The 19,985-nt window shown below is 61.5% G+C and carries 18 protein-coding genes; 11 read left to right on the top strand and 7 right to left on the bottom strand.

Annotated elements, in window-relative coordinates:
• Positions 1-423, bottom strand: a complete 423-nt coding sequence (gene ndk, locus AB8A27_RS12305) for a nucleoside-diphosphate kinase (protein WP_441242152.1) — start codon at positions 421-423, stop codon at positions 1-3.
• Between the two features lie 279 nt (positions 424-702).
• Here ndk and AB8A27_RS12310 point away from each other — a divergent pair, with 279 nt between their 5' ends.
• The 3 genes from AB8A27_RS12310 to AB8A27_RS12320 all read left to right on the top strand — a co-directional run bounded on the left by AB8A27_RS12310 (position 703) and on the right by AB8A27_RS12320 (position 3,275).
• Positions 703-978 carry a sulfur globule protein precursor gene (locus tag AB8A27_RS12310; RefSeq protein WP_441242153.1) on the top strand — a complete coding sequence of 92 codons (276 nt, stop codon included), beginning with the start codon at positions 703-705 and terminating at the stop codon, positions 976-978.
• A 177-nt stretch (positions 979-1,155) separates the two neighbouring features.
• A complete protein-coding gene (locus AB8A27_RS12315) occupies positions 1,156-1,335 on the top strand; it encodes a hypothetical protein (RefSeq protein ID WP_441242154.1) in 180 nt (59 codons plus the stop codon).
• Between the two features lie 77 nt (positions 1,336-1,412).
• Complete coding sequence (locus tag AB8A27_RS12320) at positions 1,413-3,275, top strand: ABC-F family ATP-binding cassette domain-containing protein (protein WP_441242155.1); 1,863 nt, start codon at positions 1,413-1,415, stop codon at positions 3,273-3,275.
• Between the two features lie 39 nt (positions 3,276-3,314).
• Here the strand turns inward: AB8A27_RS12320 and AB8A27_RS12325 are convergent, their stop codons facing one another.
• From AB8A27_RS12325 to AB8A27_RS12335, 3 genes are all read right to left on the bottom strand, one after another.
• The gene (locus AB8A27_RS12325; RefSeq protein WP_441242156.1) at positions 3,315-3,908 is read right to left on the bottom strand and encodes a hypothetical protein; all 594 of its coding nucleotides are present in this window, start codon (positions 3,906-3,908) and stop codon (positions 3,315-3,317) included.
• A gap of 84 nt (positions 3,909-3,992) precedes the next feature.
• On the bottom strand, positions 3,993-4,445 hold the full coding sequence (locus AB8A27_RS12330; RefSeq protein WP_093758304.1) for a DNA polymerase III subunit chi: 453 nt from the start codon (positions 4,443-4,445) through the stop codon (positions 3,993-3,995).
• Positions 4,446-4,454: 9 nt separating this feature from the next.
• Complete coding sequence (locus AB8A27_RS12335; protein ID WP_441242157.1) at positions 4,455-5,957, bottom strand: leucyl aminopeptidase; 1,503 nt, start codon at positions 5,955-5,957, stop codon at positions 4,455-4,457.
• A 514-nt stretch (positions 5,958-6,471) separates the two neighbouring features.
• On the opposite strand from AB8A27_RS12335, the gene lptF reads away from it, so the two are divergent.
• The 6 genes from lptF (at position 6,472) to rsmA (ending at position 14,166) form a co-directional block, all read left to right on the top strand.
• Complete coding sequence (gene lptF / locus AB8A27_RS12340) at positions 6,472-7,641, top strand: LPS export ABC transporter permease LptF (protein WP_441244895.1); 1,170 nt, start codon at positions 6,472-6,474, stop codon at positions 7,639-7,641.
• Positions 7,638-8,735, top strand: a complete 1,098-nt coding sequence (lptG, locus tag AB8A27_RS12345) for an LPS export ABC transporter permease LptG (RefSeq protein WP_092143927.1) — start codon at positions 7,638-7,640, stop codon at positions 8,733-8,735. The genes lptF and lptG overlap by 4 nt, the downstream gene beginning before the upstream one ends.
• Before the next feature lie 50 nt (positions 8,736-8,785).
• Positions 8,786-11,227, top strand: a complete 2,442-nt coding sequence (locus tag AB8A27_RS12350) for an LPS-assembly protein LptD (RefSeq protein WP_441242158.1) — start codon at positions 8,786-8,788, stop codon at positions 11,225-11,227.
• Positions 11,228-11,321: 94 nt separating this feature from the next.
• Complete coding sequence (locus AB8A27_RS12355; RefSeq protein WP_441244896.1) at positions 11,322-12,251, top strand: SurA N-terminal domain-containing protein; 930 nt, start codon at positions 11,322-11,324, stop codon at positions 12,249-12,251.
• 41 nt (positions 12,252-12,292) lie between these two features.
• Positions 12,293-13,297 carry a 4-hydroxythreonine-4-phosphate dehydrogenase PdxA gene (gene pdxA / locus AB8A27_RS12360; RefSeq protein WP_441242159.1) on the top strand — a complete coding sequence of 335 codons (1,005 nt, stop codon included), beginning with the start codon at positions 12,293-12,295 and terminating at the stop codon, positions 13,295-13,297.
• Positions 13,294-14,166, top strand: a complete 873-nt coding sequence (gene rsmA / locus AB8A27_RS12365) for a 16S rRNA (adenine(1518)-N(6)/adenine(1519)-N(6))-dimethyltransferase RsmA (protein WP_441242160.1) — start codon at positions 13,294-13,296, stop codon at positions 14,164-14,166. Before pdxA ends, rsmA begins: the two co-directional genes overlap by 4 nt.
• Here rsmA and AB8A27_RS12370 read toward each other — a convergent pair.
• On the bottom strand, positions 14,150-15,319 hold the full coding sequence (locus AB8A27_RS12370; protein WP_441242161.1) for an MFS transporter: 1,170 nt from the start codon (positions 15,317-15,319) through the stop codon (positions 14,150-14,152). The two genes, rsmA and AB8A27_RS12370, sit on opposite strands and share 17 nt — an antisense overlap.
• A 94-nt stretch (positions 15,320-15,413) precedes the next feature.
• On the opposite strand from AB8A27_RS12370, the gene AB8A27_RS12375 reads away from it, so the two are divergent.
• Entirely contained in the window at positions 15,414-16,727 is a 1,314-nt protein-coding gene (locus AB8A27_RS12375; protein ID WP_441242162.1) for an HdeD family acid-resistance protein, read from the top strand.
• Positions 16,728-16,841: 114 nt separating this feature from the next.
• Entirely contained in the window at positions 16,842-17,900 is a 1,059-nt protein-coding gene (locus AB8A27_RS12380) for an alcohol dehydrogenase (protein ID WP_441242163.1), read from the top strand.
• 103 nt (positions 17,901-18,003) lie between these two features.
• Here the strand turns inward: AB8A27_RS12380 and AB8A27_RS12385 are convergent, their stop codons facing one another.
• Together AB8A27_RS12385 and AB8A27_RS12390 are read right to left on the bottom strand one after the other, a co-directional pair.
• Entirely contained in the window at positions 18,004-18,828 is an 825-nt protein-coding gene (locus tag AB8A27_RS12385; protein ID WP_441242164.1) for an ABC transporter permease, read from the bottom strand.
• A gap of 69 nt (positions 18,829-18,897) precedes the next feature.
• A complete protein-coding gene (locus AB8A27_RS12390; RefSeq protein ID WP_441242165.1) occupies positions 18,898-19,977 on the bottom strand; it encodes an extracellular solute-binding protein in 1,080 nt (359 codons plus the stop codon).
• Positions 19,978-19,985 lie beyond the last annotated feature (8 nt).

A 19,985-nucleotide genomic window follows, 5' to 3' on the forward strand; every position in this document is an offset into this window, starting at 1 on the left:
TTAGCCGACGATCTCGTTGCCTGAGAAGAACTGTGCGATCTCGATCGCCGCAGTTTCCAGAGCGTCCGAACCATGCACCGAGTTCTCGCCGATCGACTTCGCGTGAAGCTTGCGGATGGTACCGTCGGCAGCCTTCGATGGATCGGTCGCGCCCATCACGTCGCGATGCTTGAGGACGGCGTTCTCGCCTTCCAGAACCTGCACGACAACCGGACCCGAGGTCATGAAGTCCACCAGTTCACCGAAGAAGGGGCGTTCCTTGTGAACGGCGTAGAAGGTGCCGGCCTGTTCGCGGGTCATGCGAATACGCTTTTGCGCAACGATCCGCAGACCGGCCTTTTCGATCAGCGCGTTGATCGCACCGGTCAGATTACGCTCGGTCGCGTCGGGCTTCAGAATCGAAAAGGTACGCTCGATAGCCATGATTTATCCTTGAATAACAGTCGCTGGAAGATGGCGGCTTATATCGACGCTATCTGGGAACGGCAAGCGATCCGTCCAAATGTCGCAGGCCCCATTTTGCCAAGTCCGGCACTGAAAATAACCGCGATGTCATCAACATGAACCATTTCTGACAGGACTGGCTCGATCCGGTTCAGCTTTCCTCTCCTAGACTGCCTGCAATGACCCCGGCCAACGGCATTTGCCCCCGGCGCCATGTTCACGGCAGGCGCAACACGCGCCGTACCAGAGGAGATGAGAATGTTCCGCAAGATCGCACTGACTTTGGTTGCAGCGGCCTCATTGGGCGCCGCCGCGCTGGCTCCGACCTCGGCTTCTGCCTGGGGTGGCCACGGTGGATGGCACGGCGGTGGCTGGCATGGCGGCGGGTGGCATGGCGGATGGCATCGCGGCTGGGGCGGGCCCCGCTTCATCGGCGGGCCGGTATACGGCTATGGCGGCGGTGGATGTGTCGTTCGCCGGGTCGTTCCGACCCCGTGGGGTCCCCGTTGGCGGCTGGTCAATCGCTGCTACTGACGTTCCGCTAGCAGAAAATACCGCCCGGCCGCTCCCTCGGCCGGGCTTTTTCTTTGCGGATCCCATCGATTCATCGAATTTTGACTCAAACAGCCTCAAATCCATAAATCTTGAAACAATTTCGGCCCGCACGACTTGCCGTAGTGTCATTCAACTGCCACGAACACCGGAAAGACGATGCAGAACCAAATCACCAGGGATGGCGAAGAGCACATCGACCGCGCGACGAGCGCGGCGATCTGCAATGCCATCGGCGAACGGTTGCGCCGCGATATTGGTCCGGACGACGCACTGCCCTCTCATTTGCAGATGCTGGTCGATCAGATGCAGCGGCAGGACGAAAAGGGCGGCCGCTAACGGCAAAGTGCCACAAGCGCGTACCGTCCGTCGCAAATCGGGGTTGCCTTTGTGCGTCGCAGCGGTGACAACCCCGCATGCTTTCCATCACAGACATTTCGATCCGGATCGCCGGTCGCCTGCTCATTGAAGAGAGCACCGTACAGATCGCGCCGGGTGCCCGCGTGGGTTTCGTTGGACGTAACGGCGTCGGCAAATCGACGCTTTTTCACGCCATTCGCGGCGATCTGGCCACCGAAACCGGGAGTATCTCGATCCCGCCGCGCTGGCGTATCGGCAGCCTCGCCCAGGAGGCGCCTGACGGTCCCGAAAGCCTGATCACCGTCGTGCTGAAAGCGGATCTCGAGCGCGACGCACTCCTGAAGGAGGCAGAAACCGCTACCGACCCGGACCGGATCGCCGAGATCCAGACCCGCCTCGTCGATATCGATGCGCATTCAGCGCCTGCCCGCGCCGCAGCAATCCTGAGCGGCCTTGGCTTCTCGGCCGAAGCCCAGTTGCGCTCCTGTTCGGAATTCTCCGGCGGCTGGCGCATGCGTGTCGCGCTGGCTGCAACGCTGTTCTCGGCGCCGGATCTGTTGTTGCTGGACGAGCCGACCAACTATCTCGATCTCGAAGGCACGCTGTGGCTTGAGGACCATCTCGCGAACTATCCGCGAACGGTCATCGTCATCAGCCATGACCGCGATCTGCTCGATACGTCGGTCAACGAGATCCTACATCTCGATCGCGGCAAGCTCGTGCACTATCGCGGCACTTACTCCAATTACGAAGAGTTCCGCGCCAACAAGGAGGCGCTCGACGCTAAGAACATCAAGCGTCAGGAAGCCGAGCGCAAGCGGCTGCAGGACTTCGTCGACCGCTTCAAGGCCAAGGCCTCCAAGGCACGTCAGGCACAATCGCGTGTGAAGATGCTGGAGCGCATGAAGCCAATCTCGGCGCTGGTCACCCAAGACGTGCGCGAGATCGTCTTCCCTGCGCCCGAGAAGATCCTGTCGCCGCCGATTCTTGCGGTGGACAACGTCTCGGTCGGCTATGAGCCCGGAAAGCCGGTACTCAATCAGGTGACACTCCGGATCGATACCGAGGATCGCATTGCCCTGCTCGGCTCCAACGGCAACGGCAAGTCGACGCTGGTCAAGCTGCTGGCGAACAAGCTCAAGCCGTTTTCGGGATCGATCACACGCGCGGACAAGCTTTCGATTGCCTACTTCGCCCAGCATCAGCTCGACGAGCTCGTGATGGACAACTCCGTCTACGATCACGTGCGCAAGCTCATGCCGGACATGCCGGAATCGAAAATCCGCGCGCGCGCCGGCAATATCGGTTTTTCCGGCAAGGCCGCAGATACGGTCGTGAAGAGCCTGTCCGGCGGCGAAAAGGCACGTCTCCTGCTCGGGCTCGCGACTTTCTACGGTCCGAACATGATCATTCTGGACGAACCAACCAACCATCTCGATATCGACAGCCGCGCAGCGCTGGCCGAGGCGATCAACGAATTTCCCGGCGCAGTAATCATGGTCTCCCATGATCGCTACCTGATCGAAGCCTGCGCCGATCAGCTCTGGGTCGTCGCCGACCGTACGGTCACCAATTTCGACGGCGACCTCGACGACTATCGCAAGATCGTCATGCAAAGCCGGGGCACGCGCACGCCGGCACGCGACCGCGCCAGCACGGATCGCGAAAAGCTTGCTAAACCGAAAGAGCGGAAGATCCCGCTCAAGCAGCAGGTCGCAGACGCGGAAGCCGAGATGGAGCGCATCACCGGCATCATTGCCAAGATCGATACCGCATTGGCGTTGCCCGACCTCTTCAAGAAGGATCCGAAGCAAGCCACTCAACTCACCAAGGCGCGCGCGGCTGCGGCAGACGCATTGCAACGCGCCGAAGAGCAATGGCTGAACGCGAGTTCTCTGTACGAAGAAGCGAGCGGCTGAAAACGCAGCCGCCGCTTACTTCCAAATCTTCATGAAAAATCAGGTCGCGGCGCGCTTTTTAGCCTTCGGACGCGCGGTCTTGGGCTGCTCAACTTCCGGACCACGTTCAACCACGGTCAGACGGCCGGACGTAAATGTATAGATACCAGCGCGCGGACCACGCAGATAGGTCAGCACGGCAACGCGATCACCGCGCGGGTTGGTCGAGAGGCTGACATTGTCGGGCGCGCCTGCACCGCGCGCCACGTCGCATTCCGTGTGGCCAAGCGCCACGACGCCAGTTTGAACCGGCGCACCTGCGGTACCATCGGCAAGCGCGTTGGCATCACGCGGCGCCATGCCCGGACACGCACCGTCAGCGCTGATGAGATCCTGCGGACTGACCGCCTGCTCAGGCGACAGCGGCGGCGTCTCGATCGAAACATTCTTGATGAATACGCGACCTGGCTTGGAGAACCAGTCGGCATCCTTGGACAGCAGATCCGTGGAGAATGCGTCACCGCCCACGCCGGCGCAGCCAGCAAGCAATGGCGCAGCAAGCAGCAGCACGAGCAGACCGTTTCGATGAAGCTTTTCTTGTCGCACGATTACGCAACCCCAAGACAGGCGATAAGCGCCTGTAACATCATTCATTTGCGGCACCACCATGACACAGCGGTGGATACCGGTGAGGAAATCTACAATTATCATTAATTGCAGCAGATCGCCAATCGGCAGCTAATTCTTGCGCTGCCACCGACCGCGTTCATCGGTCTGCCAGTAAGTGGCGGTAAAGCCCCTCGCCTTGCAGTCAGTCCAGGCTGCTCGCGCTGCAGCGAGCGCATCGGCATCATCGCCGTTGAATACCAGCACCATACGCTCATAACCGTCGGCATCTGCCGGCACCGCCGCGCTGTCCACAAGGAACCGGACCTGGGCACGATTGGGATTGCCCTCTTCTATCGCGAGAATGATCGGTTGATCTGCAGCGTCTGCCACACGCCAGGTGGCGTGTGGCAGAAATGAATCGTCACGATAGGTCCACAGATGCGCATCGAGCGCATCGGCACGTTCTTCTGATGTAGATTGCACGACGACACGCCAGCCGCGCTCGAGCGACTTCTCGAGCAGCGGCGGCAGCACGCTCTCCAGCGTCATGTTCTGCAGGTGATAGAACAGGACCTCGGTCATCGTGTCGGACTACTTCTTCGCCTCGTAATAGTCGGCAACAAGCCGATCCAGCAGCCGCACGCCGTAACCCGAACCCCAGCTCTGATTAATCTCGGTCTTCGGCGCACCCATGGCGGTGCCGGCGATATCGAGATGCGCCCACGGCGTATCGTCGACGAAACGCTGCAGGAACTGCGCAGCAGTGATCGAGCCGCCATTGCGCGTGCCGGTGTTCTTCATGTCGGCGAATTGCGAGTCGATTTGCTTGTCGTATTCCGGACCGAGCGGCATCCGCCAGACACGTTCGCCGGTGGCCTGCCCGACGGTGGACAGACGCTCTGCGAGTTCGTCATTGTTCGAGAACATGCCAGCATATTCGGTCCCGAGCGCGACCATGATCGCACCGGTCAGCGTCGCCAGATCGACCATGAATTTCGGCTTGAACTTCTTCGCCACATACCAAAGCACATCAGCCAGTACGAGGCGGCCTTCAGCGTCGGTGTTGATGATTTCGATGGTCTGACCGGACATCGATGTCACGATGTCGCCTGGACGCTGCGCGTTGCCGTCCGGCATGTTTTCGACGATGCCGATGGCGCCAACCACATTGACCTTGGCCTTGCGGCCGGCGAGCGCATGCATCAGGCCAACGACGCAGGCTGCGCCGCCCATGTCGCCCTTCATGTCTTCCATGCTGCCGGCCGGCTTGATGGAGATGCCACCTGTATCGAAGGTCACGCCCTTGCCGATAAAGGCGACGGGCTGCTCGCCCTTCTTGCCACCGTTCCAGCGCATCACCACCATACGGCCGGGACGCACAGACCCTTGGGACACGCCAAGCAGCGCGCCCATGCCAAGCTTGGTCATCGCCTTGACGTCGAGCACTTCGACCGTGACGCCGAGCTTCTTTAACTCACCGGCGCGGCGCGCAAATTCGGCGGGAAACAGCACGTTTGGCGGCTCGTTCACGAGTTCGCGGGCCAGCACGACACCATTGACGATATGATTGCCCGGCGCAAAGGCCTTCTTGGCCGCGGCGACGTCGCTGACGGCCAACGAAACCGCGACATTGCCTGACGCCTCGTCAGTATCCTTCTTTTTGGTTTTGTAACGATCGAACTTGTAGGCGCGCAGCAGTACACCAGAGGCGACCGATGCCGCCTGCTCCGCCGTCATAGGCCCCGAAGCCAACTCTGCGATGACGGTCACCGCCTCGTTGCTGGTGCCGACCTTCCCGGCGAGCACGCCACCGAATTTCAACAGGTCGGTTTCCTTGAGATCAGCCAGCTTGCCGGTACCGATCACGATGAGACGCGACGCCTTGATGCCGTCAGGGGCAAGAATGTCGAGCGCTGATGCACTTTTGCCCTTGAACTTGCTGGTCCCGGCCGCGCGTTTCACAGTCGTCGCCGCGTCCCCCAGGGCCTTGGTGGCGGCAGGGCCGAATTTCAATGCTTCATCACAGAACACCACGAGAACACCGCGCACGGCAGTGGCAAACGGAACAAAGCCGACCTTGACGGCGTCGGACATGGCAAATTCCTCCAGAAGAATCAGGCTGTCGCAGGGGTCGGCGCGGAATCCGGTCAGTGCGGCGGGGTTCAAGTGTTTTGTTGTCGTCGCAGCGCGAACCGTCAAGACGGGTTCTGACCGAAACCGCCAAGGATCGATAGTTTTATCGATAGTTTCTTGTGTCCCCCGAGGGAAACCAAACCGCACGTAACCCACGATTCGGGTATTGCCTGTGTCCGAATGGGCCGACTCTGGCCTTAGCTGACGGCCTTGCCAACGAATGGGCCTTACCGACTGGCCCAGTTCCTCGCCACCACGCGAGTTGCGGGGCATTTCAGTGGCCCGAGGGACACATCGGGCACATAATTAACCATATCTTGAGCGAGCCATCCCCCGGCCATTTTGTTGACCAATCAAAGGGATGCTAAGTGAGGTGATGGACTTCTGAAGATCGCAGCATGTCCTTGGGGGTCTCCCGCGCGGAGATTGGACATACAGGCGGCTTTAACCACCGGAACGGGGATTGATCGGACCAATGGGGTCTATCGACAGGTATATCTTCCGCACGACGCTGGCGTCGTTTGCGGTGGTTCTGGTCAGCCTGACGGGCGTGATCTGGATCACGCAGGCGCTGCGCGGAATCGACCTGATGACGAGCCAGGGTCAGACTATTCTGACGTTCCTCGGCGTCACCAGCCTTGCGATTCCCGTTCTCGTTCTGATCATTGCTCCGATCGCCCTGATGATCGCGGTGTCCCACACCCTGACCAAGCTCGCCACCGATTCCGAAATCATCGTGATGAATGCCGCCGGCCTGTCGCCGCAACGGCTGTTTCGTCCCTTCCTGTTCGCGACAATCGTCGTATCGCTGCTCGTGGCTTTCATTGGCTCATATCTGGCACCGGACGGCATGCGCCGGCTGAAGCGCTGGGACGCCGAGATCACCGCCGACGTGTTGGCGAATATCCTGCAGCCAGGCCGCTTCGCGCAGCTCGACCAGAACCTGACCATCCGCGTCCGGGAGCGTCAGCCCGGCGGATTACTGGTGGGCATCTTCGTGGACGATCGCCGCGACCCAAAGGAGCGCGTCACCATCATTGCCGACCATGGCACGGTGCTGAAAAACAAGGATGGTTCATTCCTGATCCTGGAAGACGGCAATCTGCAGCGCTTCGAAACCGGCAAGACCGACCCCGCCATGGTGGCGTTCGGCCGTTATGCTTTCGATATGTCGAAATTCTCTAATCGCAGCCAGGACGTTACCTACGGAATTCGTGAACGTTATCTCTGGGAATTGACGGCGCCGCCCGTGGATGACCCGCTTTACAAGCAGGTGCCGCGGCAGTTCAGCGCCGAGATGCACGACCGCCTGATGGCGCCGATCTATCCGCTGGCCTTTGCCGCCCTGACCTTCGCATTCCTGGGCTCGCCACGGACCACGCGGCAGAGCCGCAACTTCTCGATGGGCAGCGCGATTGCCGCAGTGTTCGGCCTGCGCATGGCGGGCTTTGCCTGCTCCGTCGTGGCAGCGAAATCGGACTTCGCCGCACCGCTTCAATATGCCCTGCTGGCCGCCGCGATCGGCGTCAGCTTCTGGATCATCTCTGCCGGGATCGTGGTGGAACCGCCGGCGAAGCTGGTGGAAGCAATCAACAGATCCAACGAGCGGTTGTTGCGCCTCTTCCGACGGCCAGCCGCCGCATGAGCATGATCACCAACACCATTGGCAGATATTTCGCCGGTCGCTTCCTGGTGGCGGCCTTGGGCGTGTTCACCAGCATCTTCATGCTGCTGGTGCTGGTCGATTACATTGAGATGGTCAGGCGCACCTCCGGGCTGGCCTCGGCCTCCGCTCTGATGGTGGCACAGACGTCGCTGTACCGGGTGCCTCAGTTGCTTGAGAAGATGATGCCGTTTTGCATCCTGATCGGTGCCATGACCTGTTATCTCGCGCTGTCGCGGCGGCTCGAACTGGTGGTCGCCCGCGCCGCCGGCGTCTCGGCCTGGCAGTTTATTTCCCCTGCGCTGGCCAGCGCCCTCGTCCTGGGTGTGCTGGCGACCGTGGGCTACAATCCCCTGTCGGCCAATCTGCGCGAGGAATCGAAGCGGATGGAGGCTCAGATGTTCGGCGATGCGCCGGGCGGCGGCGTCCAGGACGCTTCCGGCTTCTGGATCAACCAGGTCAATCGCGAGGGTCAATCCATCATCAATGCTGCCCGCAGCGAGCAGCAGGGCGTCCGCCTGACAGGCCTGACCGTGTTCCGGTTCGACACAGAATCCCAGTTCAAGGAACGGGTCGAGGCCCGCGAAGCATCGCTGGAGCCCGGTCGCTGGCTGTTCAAGGGCGTGCGCCGCTACACTCTCGATTCGCCCATGGTCGAGCAGGACAGCATGTACCTGGCCACGACCCTCACCCCACTGCAGGTCAGAAACAGTTTTTCGACCCCCGAAACAGTGTCATTTTGGCAACTTCCTTCGTATATCAAATCCTCCGAGAGTTCGGGTTTCGCGACGGCCGGGTACCGCTTGCAGTATCATAAGCTTATCGCACAGCCATTTTTGCTGGTTGCGATGGTGATGCTGGCCGCTTCCGTGAGCCTGAGGTTCTTTCGGATGGGCGGTGTCCAGAAGATGGTTTTGAGTGGCGTGGGCGCAGGCTTTCTGCTCTACGTTCTGTCGAAAGTTACGGAAGATTTGAGCAAGGCTGAGTTGATGCATCCGATTGCTGCGGCGTGGCTGCCTGTGTGTGTGGGCGGCCTCACCGGCTTTTTGGCCTTGTTGTACCAGGAGGACGGGTAGTGGCTGTGTTTGCCGCCCTCCGTGAACAGGCATTTGATTGGAAGCTGCGCATGACCATGCGCGGCGACCGGTTCTGCACGTCTGGCGTACTGGCCCCGGTTCTCGCAACCGTTTTGGGTCTCGCGACTGCGTTTGGCGTCGCGGCGACCACGCCGGCAGCCGCCCAGAGTTTCACCTACAATCGCCCCGCCACCCGGCCGAAGCCGCCCCCTGCCGCCCAGACCGGGCAGATGCTGGTGCAGGCCACCGAGGTCAATTACGACTATAACAACTCGCGCGTCGCCGCAGTGGGCAGCGTGCAGATGTATTACAACGGCACGTCCGTCGAGGCCGACAAGGTCATCTACGACCAGAAGACCAAGCGCCTGCATGCCGAAGGCAATGTCCGGATGACGGACGCCGACGGCAAGATCACCTATGCCAACCTGCTCGACCTCAGCGACGACTACCGCGACGGTTTCGTGGACTCGCTTCGTGTCGATACTGCGGATGCGACCCGCATGGCCGCGACACGCGCCGAGCGCACCGCCGGCAACTACACTGTGTTCCAGAACGGTGTGTACACAGCCTGTGCCGCCTGTAAGGAAGATCCGAAGAAGCCGCCGCTTTGGCAGGTCAAGGGTGCCCGCGTCATCCACGACCAGACCGAAAAGATGATGTATTTCGAGGACGCCCGGATCGAGTTCTTCGGCGTGCCCCTCGCCTACGTCCCGTATTTCTCGACGCCCGATCCAACGGTGAAGCGCAAGACCGGCTTCCTGATGCCGTCGCCCTCGAACAACACCAACTATGGTTTCGGTATCGAGACCCCGTTCTACTGGGCGATCGCCCCCGATTACGATGCGACGATCTCACCGCGGTATATGACCAAACAGGGCCTGTTGCTCCAGGGTGAATTCCGCCAGCGACTGATGGACGGCTCCTACCAGATCCGCGCCTATGGCATTAACCAGCAGGATCGGAATGCATATGCCAACACGGTCGGCGACAAGGACTGGCGCGGCGGTGTCGAGTCCAAGGGCCAGTTCGCATTGAACGACAAATGGGTGTGGGGCTGGGATGCAGTCGCACTCAGCGATTACAACTTCCTGCAGGATTACCGGCTGTCGATGTACCGGGATCCCTATGCCTCGTTTTTGAACCTGCAGACGGAAGCCGTTTCGCAGCTCTATCTGACGGGCGTCGGCAAGCGCAGCTTCTTCGATGCACGCACGATCTACTATCTGAGCTTCTCCGGTAATCAGAGCCAGGTTCCAGTCATTCACCCGGTGATCGATTACAACAATGTGCTCAACCAGAACATTCTGGGCGGCGAGTTCAGCTACAAGTTCAACATGACCAGCCTGAGCCGTGATCAGGCCTCATTCGCGCCGATCACGTCTCTCGCCAATACCAACGGCTTGTGCAATCTGACTTCTGCAGATCCTCTCGCGAGGACGCCAACAAACTGCCTGATGAACGGCATTCCTGGCACCTATACTCGCGTGACTGGTGAAGCACAGTGGCGCCGTTCCTATACGGACTCGTTCGGCCAGATCTTCACGCCGTTCGCGATCCTGCGCGTCGATGCGATCGACGCCTCGATCTCGAACCAGCCCGGCGTCTCCAACTTCCTGCCGACAGGCGACACGACCGCGCTGCGGGTGATGCCGACCGTAGGCCTCGAATATCGCTATCCGTTCATCAACGTTCAGCCGTGGGGCACCACGACACTTGAGCCGATCGCTCAGGTCATCATTCGTCCGAACGAAACCTACGCCGGTAAGTTGCCGAACGAAGACGCGCAGAGCATGAGCTTCGACGCGAGCAATCTGTTCAGCGTCAACAAGTTCTCCGGTTACGACCGTGTCGAAGGCGGCGGCCGGGCCAATGTTGGCGTGCAGGCCACCACGCAGTTCGACCGTGGCGGCTCCGTCAAAGTCCTGTTCGGCCAGTCCTATCAGCTGTTCGGCCTGAACTCGTTCGCTGTCGCCGATACGACCAACACCGGCGTCAACTCGGGACTGGCCACCTCGCGGTCCGACTACGTCGCCAGCTTGGCCTATTCGCCGAACCGCACCTATACGGTCAGTACCCGTGCTCGTATCGACGAAGCGACCGGCAATATTTCGCGCTTTGAGGCGGAGGGGCGCGCGAGCTTCGACCGCTGGTCGGTCAGCCTGATGTATGGCAACTACGCTCCGCAGGCGGAGTTGGGCTACCTCACCCGCCGCGAAGGTCTCCTCGGCACCGGCTCGATCAAACTGGCATCGAACTGGGTGGTCACCGGTGGCGCGCGCTGGGATCTCGAGGCCAACAAGATCAACCAGTATACGGTCGGCGCGGGCTATGTGGACGACTGTTTCGTGCTCGGCGTCAATTATGTCACGTCCTACAACTACGTGAGTAACCTGAGCACGCCACCAGTCCTCAGCCATACATTCATGTTCCAGATTGGCCTGCGGACAATTGGCAATACCACGTCTGCGAGCGGAACCGGCGGCACTTACTAATATCGGTTCTCTGTGCCGTGAAATCTCCGTTTTCCATAGCGATGTATGCGAATTCTGCTTTGACGAGAGCTTTGACACCGCGGTTTTGACAATGATGGGTACGATGATTTCCGGACGCGTTCTGCAAGCCACTTTGGCAACGGCAGTCACCATTCTCATTTGCGCGGGATCGCCGGCTCGGGCCCAGTCCGTCGCTGTCATGGTGAACGGCGAGCCCATCACCAATTTCGATATCGAACAGCGCACCAAGTTGAATGCGCTGTCGGGTTCGAAAACGAATAGCCGGCAGGACGTGATCGACGAATTGATCAGCGAGAAGGTGAAGATCAAGGAAGGCAAGAAATACAGTGTCGATCCCGGTGCCTCGGAAGTCGATGGTGCATTTCAGAACATGAGCTCGCGCATGCGTCTCACGCCGGACCAGCTGGTGCAGTCGCTGGCTTCCAAGGGCATCCGCCCGGACACGCTGAAGAGCCGTTTGAAGGCCGACATGGTCTGGAACGCCATCGTCCGTGGGCGCTTCAAGCAGAGCCTGCAGGTCGGCGAAAAGGAAGTGGATGCAGCCGTCCAGAGCGCCGGCGGCGACGCCATGACCGAAGCATTCGAGTATCAGATGCGGCCGGTCGTGCTGGTCGTGCCCCGCGGTGCAGCGTCCGGCATGATGGAAGCGCGGCACAAGGAAGCCGAAGGGCTGCGCGAGCGCATCCAGAGCTGCGAAGACGCCAACCGCACCTTCAAGTCGATGCAGAATGCGACGATCCGCGATACCGTGGTCAAGACCTCCGCCGATCTGCCGCCGTCGCTGCGAGAATTGCTCGACAAGACCCCGATCGGACGTCTCACCCCTCCGGAAGTGACCCGCCAGGGCATCGAAATGGTGGCGCTGTGCGCGCGCAAGCCTACCAAGGTCGACACGCCAAAGAAACGCGAAGTCCGGGACAAGATGTTTGCCGAGAAATTCGAGGCGAAGTCGAAATCCTATCTGCAGGATTTGCGCAAGGCGGCGATGATCGAATATCGCTAGTTCCGATCCGGCTTAGGCCGCGACTGGCTTAGGGCGGCACCATGACCAAACCTCTTGCGCTGACATTGGGTGAACCAGCCGGCATCGGCCCGGACATTGCCATCGCTGCCTGGCTGCGTCGGCACGAACTCGACCTGCCCCCGTTCTACCTGCTTGGCGACCGTAACTTCATGGCTGAACGCGCCAGGACGCTCGGCCTGGACATCACGCTGGCCGATGCAACGCCCGCCAGTGCCGCCCAGACGTTCCCTGACGCATTGCCGGTGGTGTCGATCGGGCAGACGGTAACTGCGCCTCCACGCCGTCCTGACGCTTCCAGCGCGCCGGCAGCCGTCGCCTCGATCCGTCAGGCCGTCGCGGATGTGGAAGCCGGCCACGCCAGCGCCGTCGTCACCAATCCGATCGCCAAGAGCGTGCTCTACCGAGCAGGCTTCACCCATCCCGGTCACACCGAATTTCTCGCCGAGCTCGCCGCTCACGACGGCAAGGTCCCGTTGCCGGTGATGCTGCTGTGGTCGCCCGAACTGGCCGTGGTGCCGGTCACGATCCATGTCTCGCTGCGTGATGCCATTGCCCAACTAAGTGGCCCGCTGATCACTGCCACCGCTCGCATCGTGGTCAACGACATGAAGACCCGTTTCGGCATCAAGCGGCCGCGACTGGCAATTGCTGGCCTTAATCCGCATGCCGGCGAAGATGGCTCGATGGGGGATGAGGAGCAGGCCTTCATCATGCACGCGGTCACCGTACTGCAGAACGAAGGCATCGACGCACGCGGGCCTTTGTCCTCCGACACCATGTTCCATCCTGCGGCCCGCGCGACCTATGACTGTGCGATCTGCATGTATCACGATCAGGCCCTGATCCCGATCAAGACCATCGCCTTCGATGAGGGCGTCAACGTCACCCTCGGCCTGCCCTTCATTCGCACCTCGCCCGATCACGGCACCGCGTTCAACATCGCTGGCACCGGAAAGGCCAATCCGTCGAGCCTGATCGCCGCGCTCAAACTCGCAGCCCGCATGGCCGCGACGCAATCCGCATGAGCACGATCGACGATCTGCCGCCGCTGCGTGACGTCATCAAACGTTTCGATCTGCAGGCGCGCAAATCGCTCGGCCAGAATTTTCTGCTCGATCTCAATCTCACCGCACGCATCGCACGCGCCGCCGGCCCTTTGGAGGATTGCACGGTCATCGAGGTTGGTCCCGGCCCCGGCGGCCTCACCCGTGCATTGCTGGCGACGGGCGCCAGGCGCGTCATCGCCGTCGAGCGTGACGAGCGCGCGCTCGGCCCGCTCAAGGAAATCGCCGCGCGCTATCCTGGCCGGCTCGAGATCGTGATCGGCGACGCACAGACCTTCGATCCCCGCCCGATGCTCGCAGGCGAGCGCGCCAGGATCGTCGCCAACCTGCCCTATAATATCGGCACGCAGCTCCTGATCGACTGGCTATGCACGGAGCCGTGGCCGCCCTGGTACGACATGATGGTGCTGATGTTCCAGCGCGAGGTCGCAGAACGCATCGTCGCTGTCGAAGATGAAGAAGCCTATGGCCGGCTCGGTGTACTCTCCAACTGGCGCGCCGAAACCAAAATCCTGTTCGACATCTCGCCGGCCGCCTTCACGCCGCCCCCGAAGGTGACGTCATCGGTCGTACGCCTTGTTCCCCGTGCGGAGCCCGAGGCCTGCGAGCGTCGCCTGCTGGAACAGGTGGCGGCCGCGGCCTTCAACCAACGCCGCAAGATGCTGCGACAGAGCCTGAAGTCGCTCGGTGTCGAGCCGGAGCGATTGACCGCCGCCGCCGGTATCGACGTCACGCGACGTGCAGAGACTGTACCGGTGTCAGGTTTTGTCGCAATGGCGCGCGAATTGTCCGAGATCCGGAAATCCAAGAGCGTTACGCCGACGCCTTGATCTCTTGCGCCGGGCTCCTGATCGCAGCCCACATGAAACATGTGCAGGCGAGTGCCACGAACAGCGGCAGCCCATGCGTCAGTCCCTGCATCGCAGCGCCGGCGAATACCGGGCCGATCAGCGCACCAGCGCCCCACATCAGTCCCATTGCAGCATAGATGCCAACCAGCTGGCTGCCGCTGAAGCGGCTGCCAACGATGGTCAGCATGATCGTGTAGATTCCAACAAACACACCGCCCCACACAAACAGCAAGGGATAGGTGGTCCATGGCGACAACAACGCCCATGGCCAGATCAACGCGCCGATCACCGCCAGTCCTGCCAGGGCGATGATCATGCGACGTCGGTCGAGTTTATCGCCGAGCCAGCCGATCGGCAGTTGCAGCACGATGGCACCGACCATCATGCACGACATCAATTGCGTCGCTTCGGTCTCAAGCCAACCGAGCTTGACGGCATAGAGCGCGAGGAACGACAGCCCGGCGCTTTCCACTGCGGCATGCAGGACCGTTGCCGCCATCGCAATTGGCGCCAGCACGATGAAACGCAGCGGATTGGCATCCGCGGGTTCATCGAACACCGGCTGTGTCATTCCTGGCGTCGCCAGACACATCAGGGCGAGGATCGAGAATCCTGCGCCGATCCAATAGGCAGTCCCGCCCTGCGTCCCCACAAGCGACAGCGTAAGTGGACCAAGCGCGAAGCCTACCGAGAGCGCGGCAGTATAGGCCGCCATGGCGCGGGCCCGTGTCGCGTCGGTGCTCAGGCTGTTCAGCCATGTTTCTGACATCACGAACAGCGTTTCAGACGCAGCGCCAAGCACGATACGGAGGGGAAACCAGAGCCAGATCGACGGCACGGCCGGAAACAGCACGAGCACCACGGCGGCGACGGCAAGCGCACCGATCACCATACGCCGCATGCCGACATAGGCGGCAAACCTTGGCAGCACAAATGCCATTGCCAGCACGCCGACCGCATGCATCGCGGCATTCGCCCCGATGAATGTGTCGGACGAGCCGCGTTCTGCCAGATCCAGCGCAATCAACGCTGCACTGAGGCTGTAAGTCAGCCCGAAGATCATCGCAGCCATGATCACCGCGGCGCGCGACCAAAGCGTGGAACCGGATACGGAACCGATTGAAGGCTGCATGCGTAACCCCACAGTGAACGCAGAGCTCCTCGCATAAAAACATTAATCATCCGCTGGCTATATTTGCCCGGAAAACCGGGATCATGGGCAACCGATGATACGACTGCTGCTACTCCTGCTGGGCGCGGAAGTGGTGCAACGCCGCTGGCGATTGCTGCTCGCGATCGGTGCGCTGTGGGCGGTCTTAGGCCTCGCTATCGTGATCGACGCGTTCGATGGTAGCACGATCGTGCGCCCTCACTATTTCGGCTACCTGCTGCTGTTGGAAGGCATTGTCAGCCTGCTGGCTGCCCTGCTTGCCGTCACGCGCCGGCCATACCAGTTCGCCAAGGCCGTTATCCTGATCGTACCAGCTATCATCATTGTCGCGCAGCCGCGTCACTCCAACCTGCTGATCGCGATGCTGCTGGGCGGCGTATTGCTGCTCGACGGCAGCGCACGCATCGTCAGTGCCTGGGTGGTGCGCTTCGAGAACTGGCGGATGGCCATCGGTGCAGGCGCGGTCGAACTCGTGCTGGCCGCGACCACATTGGAGCCTTGGCCGACCTGGTACGAAGGCACGATCGGGTTCAACATCGGCGCACTTCTCATTGTGTCCGGGGTAAGCACCACGCTGCTTGCCAATCGATTGCGACGACTACCATCGGATGCACCTATCTCGATGCTGGTGGGTGGCACCTTTCCCACCGCATTGTGGGTGCCTGCCACGCCGGACGATGCCGGCAAGGACGATCTCATCGTGCATGTCTGGACCCCCACAGGTCCCGGCCGTAGCGCACGGCGTCGGCCATTGGTGGATCGCTACATCGCAGCCGTCGATGCCAATGGCATCGTCTCCACCGGGCATGCGGCACTTGAGCTCGCGCCCAATGTCTATATCAGCCACTACCCCGCCGTCGAAATCGATCGCGCACCGGACGAGTTCGGCCGCGTGCTGCGCGCTGGCATCGAGAACGACCTGCCCGGCCGTTTCCAGCCGAGCTATGCTGAGGAAGCACAGGGATGGTGCGAGGCCACTGAACATATTCGTTTCACGCGCATCGACCGTGTCCGCGTCCGCCACTTCTGGCGCACCTACCGCGTTGATACGACCTACAACCTCACCAGCCGCAATTGCTCGACCGCGGTAGCGCACGCACTCGATGCCGCGCTCGAAGGTGTGCTTGGACGCACCGAGCGGCCGTGGCGCGCATTTTTCCGGGCCGCCGTCACGCCCGAGTTATGGGCCGCGGGCGTCTTGCGACAGCGCGCCGAAGCGATGGCCTGGACACCCGGATTGGTCCTCGACTATGCGCGGCTATTGCAGGTGGTGGTCGAACCCGCGCCGGAACAGGTCTCCCCTGACTGGTCGCGCCTGAGACGGCTCAGCATCCGCCGCGCAGCACGGGCCCGCGCACGCGTGACGTGACTTCCGCACGCGGCGATCTGGATGCGCAGGTGCGAACTTGGCGCTCTTGGGCACCCTTGAACTCGTCCCCATCCTGTGATTGCTAGGATGCAACGAAGTCTAGGGAAAAACAAAATGGCAATGATGAAGCGCCAGTCACTGGTGAAATTCGACGCTCCGCTCTGCGAAACCATCGTCGACACACCGAAGCCGCAAGGCAGGGAAGTGCTGGTCCGCATCGAATGCTGCGGGCTCTGTCACTCAGACCTGCACATCCAGGATGGCTACGCAGATCTCGGCGGCGGCAAGAAGCTCGACACCACGCGCGGCATGACCCTGCCCTTCACACTCGGCCACGAAATCGCGGGGATTGTCGATGAAATCGGTCCCGATGGCGATCAATCGCTGATCGGCAAGAAGAAAGCCGTATTCCCCTGGATCGGCTGCGGCAAGTGCCGCGATTGTCTCGCTGGCGATGAGAACCTTTGCACCAAGAACCGCTTCCTTGGGGTAGCGCTCGACGGCGGCTTCGCGACGCATGTGCTGGTGCCGGACGAGAAGTATCTGCTCGATTACGATCCGCTGCCGATCAACATGGCGGCAACGCTGATGTGTTCGGGCATTACCGCTTACGGCGCACTTAAGCGCCTGGTCGATCGTCCGCGGCAGCGTAATCTGCTGCTGGTCGGTCTCGGCGGTGTCGGCATGGCCGGCCTCGCGCTTGCACAGGCCATGTTCAAGCAGCCGATCTCGGTCGCCGATCTCAACCCCGCCGCACGCGAGGCCGCGCTGAAGAACGGCGCAGCCTTCGCTTACGATCCGGCCGAGCCCGATGTCGCCAGGCGCATGGTGAAGGAAAATGACGGCGGCTTCGATGGCGTGGTCGACTTTGCCGGCAACGACAAATCCATGAACTTCGCCGTGGCCACGGTGGCGCGCGGAGGCAAGATCGTGGTGTCCGGCCTGATGGGTGGTGAGTTCAGCCTGCCCATGGTGCAATGGATCTACAAGCGCATGACCGTCGAAGGCTTCATGGTCGGCACGCTTGAGGAAGCGAAGGAGCTGATGGCACTGGCTCGCGCCGGCAAACTAAAGCCCACGCCGATGAAGGCGGAGCCGATGGGCGATGCACAGAAATGGATCGACCAATTGCGCGCCGGCAAGGTCGTCGGCCGGATCATGCTGACCAACTGAATTAGAGCTCTGGCCCGGATTGCGCTTCATGCGATCCGGGCCAGGATATGTCCCTGCACCGGCCGCTGGACGGCCAGCAAGCAATGAGCTTCCGGCTGTCCCGCTACGACTTCCGCTGTGGGCGCATCGCCTCGCCGATGGCCACGACGATTGCGCAGATCGCGACCAGCACGATCGAGGCAGCGGACGCGGCCGGGAGATCGGTGCCCGTCTCCGAGATCTTGCTGTAGAGCACCAGCGGCAGGATATTCACCCGCGTGCCGGCCAGCGCCAGCGCCGTACCATAAGCGCCGACGGCAACGGCCGCGGTCAGGCAATAGGCTGCGATCAGGCTCGGCAGGATCTGCGGTAACATCACCTCGATCAGCGTCTGGACACTCCCCGCACCGAGCGAGCGCGAGGCCAGCATCTGGTTGCGATCGAAATTGCTGATCGCCGGCAGCACGATCAGGACGACGCGCGGTACCAGATAATAGGAATAGGCCAGTCCCAGTCCCACCGGTGAGAAGATGAAGCCGCCGATCACCGCGGGATCGAAACCGAGTTTGGCCAGCAACAATGTCACGAAGCCGGCGCGGCCGAGCAGAAGGATAAAACCATAGGCGACGATCAGCCCGGAAAATGTCAGTGGCAGCGAAATCGCGATCAGCGCTGCCGTCCGCAGACCCGGCGCGAAACGCGCCAGCGCAAGTGCCACGCAGAAGCCGACTACGAGCGAGAACAGCGGCGCCACGGTGCCCAGCACCATCGTCCCGCGCAAGCCGTTCCAGAACACCGGATCGCTCGCCAGTCGGCCGAAGGCGCTGCCGCCGTCCACGAAGGCGCCGACCAGCACCGCGCAAACCGGGATCAGGAAGAACAATCCCAGCACCACGCTGCCGGGTACGGCAAAGGCAGCCAGCATGGATGTCGGAACGCGCGCGCTCATCGTGATCCTTGTTGCAGCATGACGAAGACGCGATCCCCGCGCTGACGCGAGGATCGCCGTCGATTTAGCTTACTGGCCGAGGACAGCCTTGGCCCAGCCGGCATCGATCTCGGCCTTCTTGGCCGTGGCCTTGGCGATATCCATCGCCTGCACCTGCGGCGCGGCCGGCATCTTGTCGGCAACGCTCGGCGGCAGGCTCACGCCAGGCACCGCCGGACGCACATAGCCCTCGGCAAAGATCTTCTGGCCTTCATCGCTCATGATGAAGTTGAGCCAGAGCTTGCCGGCATTCGGGTTCGGGCCGTTCTTCACCAGCGAGATTGCGTAAGGTGCAGCGGCCGATGCTTCCTTGGGAATGACGACGGACACGCCATCGCCGAGACCATCAGTAAACTTCGCCTTCAGGCCGTCGTTCTCGTAACCGATCCAGATCGGGATCTCGCCCTTCAGGAACTGCGCGTAAGGCGTGGTGCCGACCGTGCGCAGCACATTGCCGGCCTTGGTCAGCTTGCCGAGATAGTCGATGCCCGGCGCGACATTGTCCATGCTACCGCCATTGCCGAACGCCGCGGCGAAGGCGACGACCTGGCCCTGCCCGGTAGAGCGCGGATCCTGATACACGATGGCGTTCTTGTATTCCGGCTTCAGGAGATCGGCCCAGCTTTGCGGCACGTTCTTGACCAGCTTGTTGTTGACCAGGAAGGCCACACTGAGCGTGTGGATGGTGAACCAGCGGCCTTCGGTCTCGCGCAGCGGCTCCGCGAGCTTGTCGAAATTCACCGGCTTGAAACCGTCGACAACGCCAGCCTTGGCGGCATCGAGCGCGGAGGCTGCGAAGTAATAAGCCGTATCGGCCTGCGGACGATTGCGCGCCTTGTCGAGCGCAACGACGGTCGCGGCCGAACCAAGGTCATTATAAACCATCTCGACGCCGGGATAGCGCTTCTGGAAGGCCTTGAACTGATTGGCCCAGTTGGCCCAGGTCGGCCCGGTATCGAACGACACGACGAGCCCTTCCTTGCGGGCGGCTTCGTACAGCACCTTCTCGCCGGCATAGAGTTCGGCGCCTTCGAAGGCCCATGCAGCCGGGCTAATGCTGAAGGTCAGAGAAGCTGCGGCAACGCCGCTCAGAAACTTGCGTCGGTTCATGTCGATCT

Origin of the sequence: Tardiphaga sp. 768_D3_N2_1 (genome assembly GCF_052076105.1) — a bacterium.
In the GTDB taxonomy this organism is placed as follows: Bacteria; Pseudomonadota; Alphaproteobacteria; order Rhizobiales; family Xanthobacteraceae; genus Tardiphaga.

Excerpts from the sequence above, each read along its gene's own strand:
- AB8A27_RS12390 (WP_441242165.1), bottom strand. The coding sequence starts at position 19,977 with ATGAACCGACGCAAGTTTCTGAGCGGCGTTGCCGCAGCTTCTCTGACC.
- AB8A27_RS12325 (WP_441242156.1), bottom strand. The coding sequence starts at position 3,908 with ATGAATGATGTTACAGGCGCTTATCGCCTGTCTTGGGGTTGCGTAATC.
- AB8A27_RS12335 (WP_441242157.1), bottom strand. The coding sequence starts at position 5,957 with ATGTCCGACGCCGTCAAGGTCGGCTTTGTTCCGTTTGCCACTGCCGTG.
- AB8A27_RS12320 (WP_441242155.1), top strand. The coding sequence starts at position 1,413 with ATGCTTTCCATCACAGACATTTCGATCCGGATCGCCGGTCGCCTGCTC.
- lptG (WP_092143927.1), top strand. The coding sequence starts at position 7,638 with ATGAGCATGATCACCAACACCATTGGCAGATATTTCGCCGGTCGCTTC.
- AB8A27_RS12350 (WP_441242158.1), top strand. The coding sequence starts at position 8,786 with ATGACCATGCGCGGCGACCGGTTCTGCACGTCTGGCGTACTGGCCCCG.
- AB8A27_RS12370 (WP_441242161.1), bottom strand. The coding sequence starts at position 15,319 with ATGCAGCCTTCAATCGGTTCCGTATCCGGTTCCACGCTTTGGTCGCGC.
- AB8A27_RS12315 (WP_441242154.1), top strand. The coding sequence starts at position 1,156 with ATGCAGAACCAAATCACCAGGGATGGCGAAGAGCACATCGACCGCGCG.
- AB8A27_RS12375 (WP_441242162.1), top strand. The coding sequence starts at position 15,414 with ATGATACGACTGCTGCTACTCCTGCTGGGCGCGGAAGTGGTGCAACGC.
- lptF (WP_441244895.1), top strand. The coding sequence starts at position 6,472 with ATGGGGTCTATCGACAGGTATATCTTCCGCACGACGCTGGCGTCGTTT.
- AB8A27_RS12330 (WP_093758304.1), bottom strand. The coding sequence starts at position 4,445 with ATGACCGAGGTCCTGTTCTATCACCTGCAGAACATGACGCTGGAGAGC.
- AB8A27_RS12310 (WP_441242153.1), top strand. The coding sequence starts at position 703 with ATGTTCCGCAAGATCGCACTGACTTTGGTTGCAGCGGCCTCATTGGGC.
- pdxA (WP_441242159.1), top strand. The coding sequence starts at position 12,293 with ATGACCAAACCTCTTGCGCTGACATTGGGTGAACCAGCCGGCATCGGC.
- AB8A27_RS12355 (WP_441244896.1), top strand. The coding sequence starts at position 11,322 with ATGGGTACGATGATTTCCGGACGCGTTCTGCAAGCCACTTTGGCAACG.
- ndk (WP_441242152.1), bottom strand. The coding sequence starts at position 423 with ATGGCTATCGAGCGTACCTTTTCGATTCTGAAGCCCGACGCGACCGAG.
- rsmA (WP_441242160.1), top strand. The coding sequence starts at position 13,294 with ATGAGCACGATCGACGATCTGCCGCCGCTGCGTGACGTCATCAAACGT.
- AB8A27_RS12385 (WP_441242164.1), bottom strand. The coding sequence starts at position 18,828 with ATGAGCGCGCGCGTTCCGACATCCATGCTGGCTGCCTTTGCCGTACCC.
- AB8A27_RS12380 (WP_441242163.1), top strand. The coding sequence starts at position 16,842 with ATGGCAATGATGAAGCGCCAGTCACTGGTGAAATTCGACGCTCCGCTC.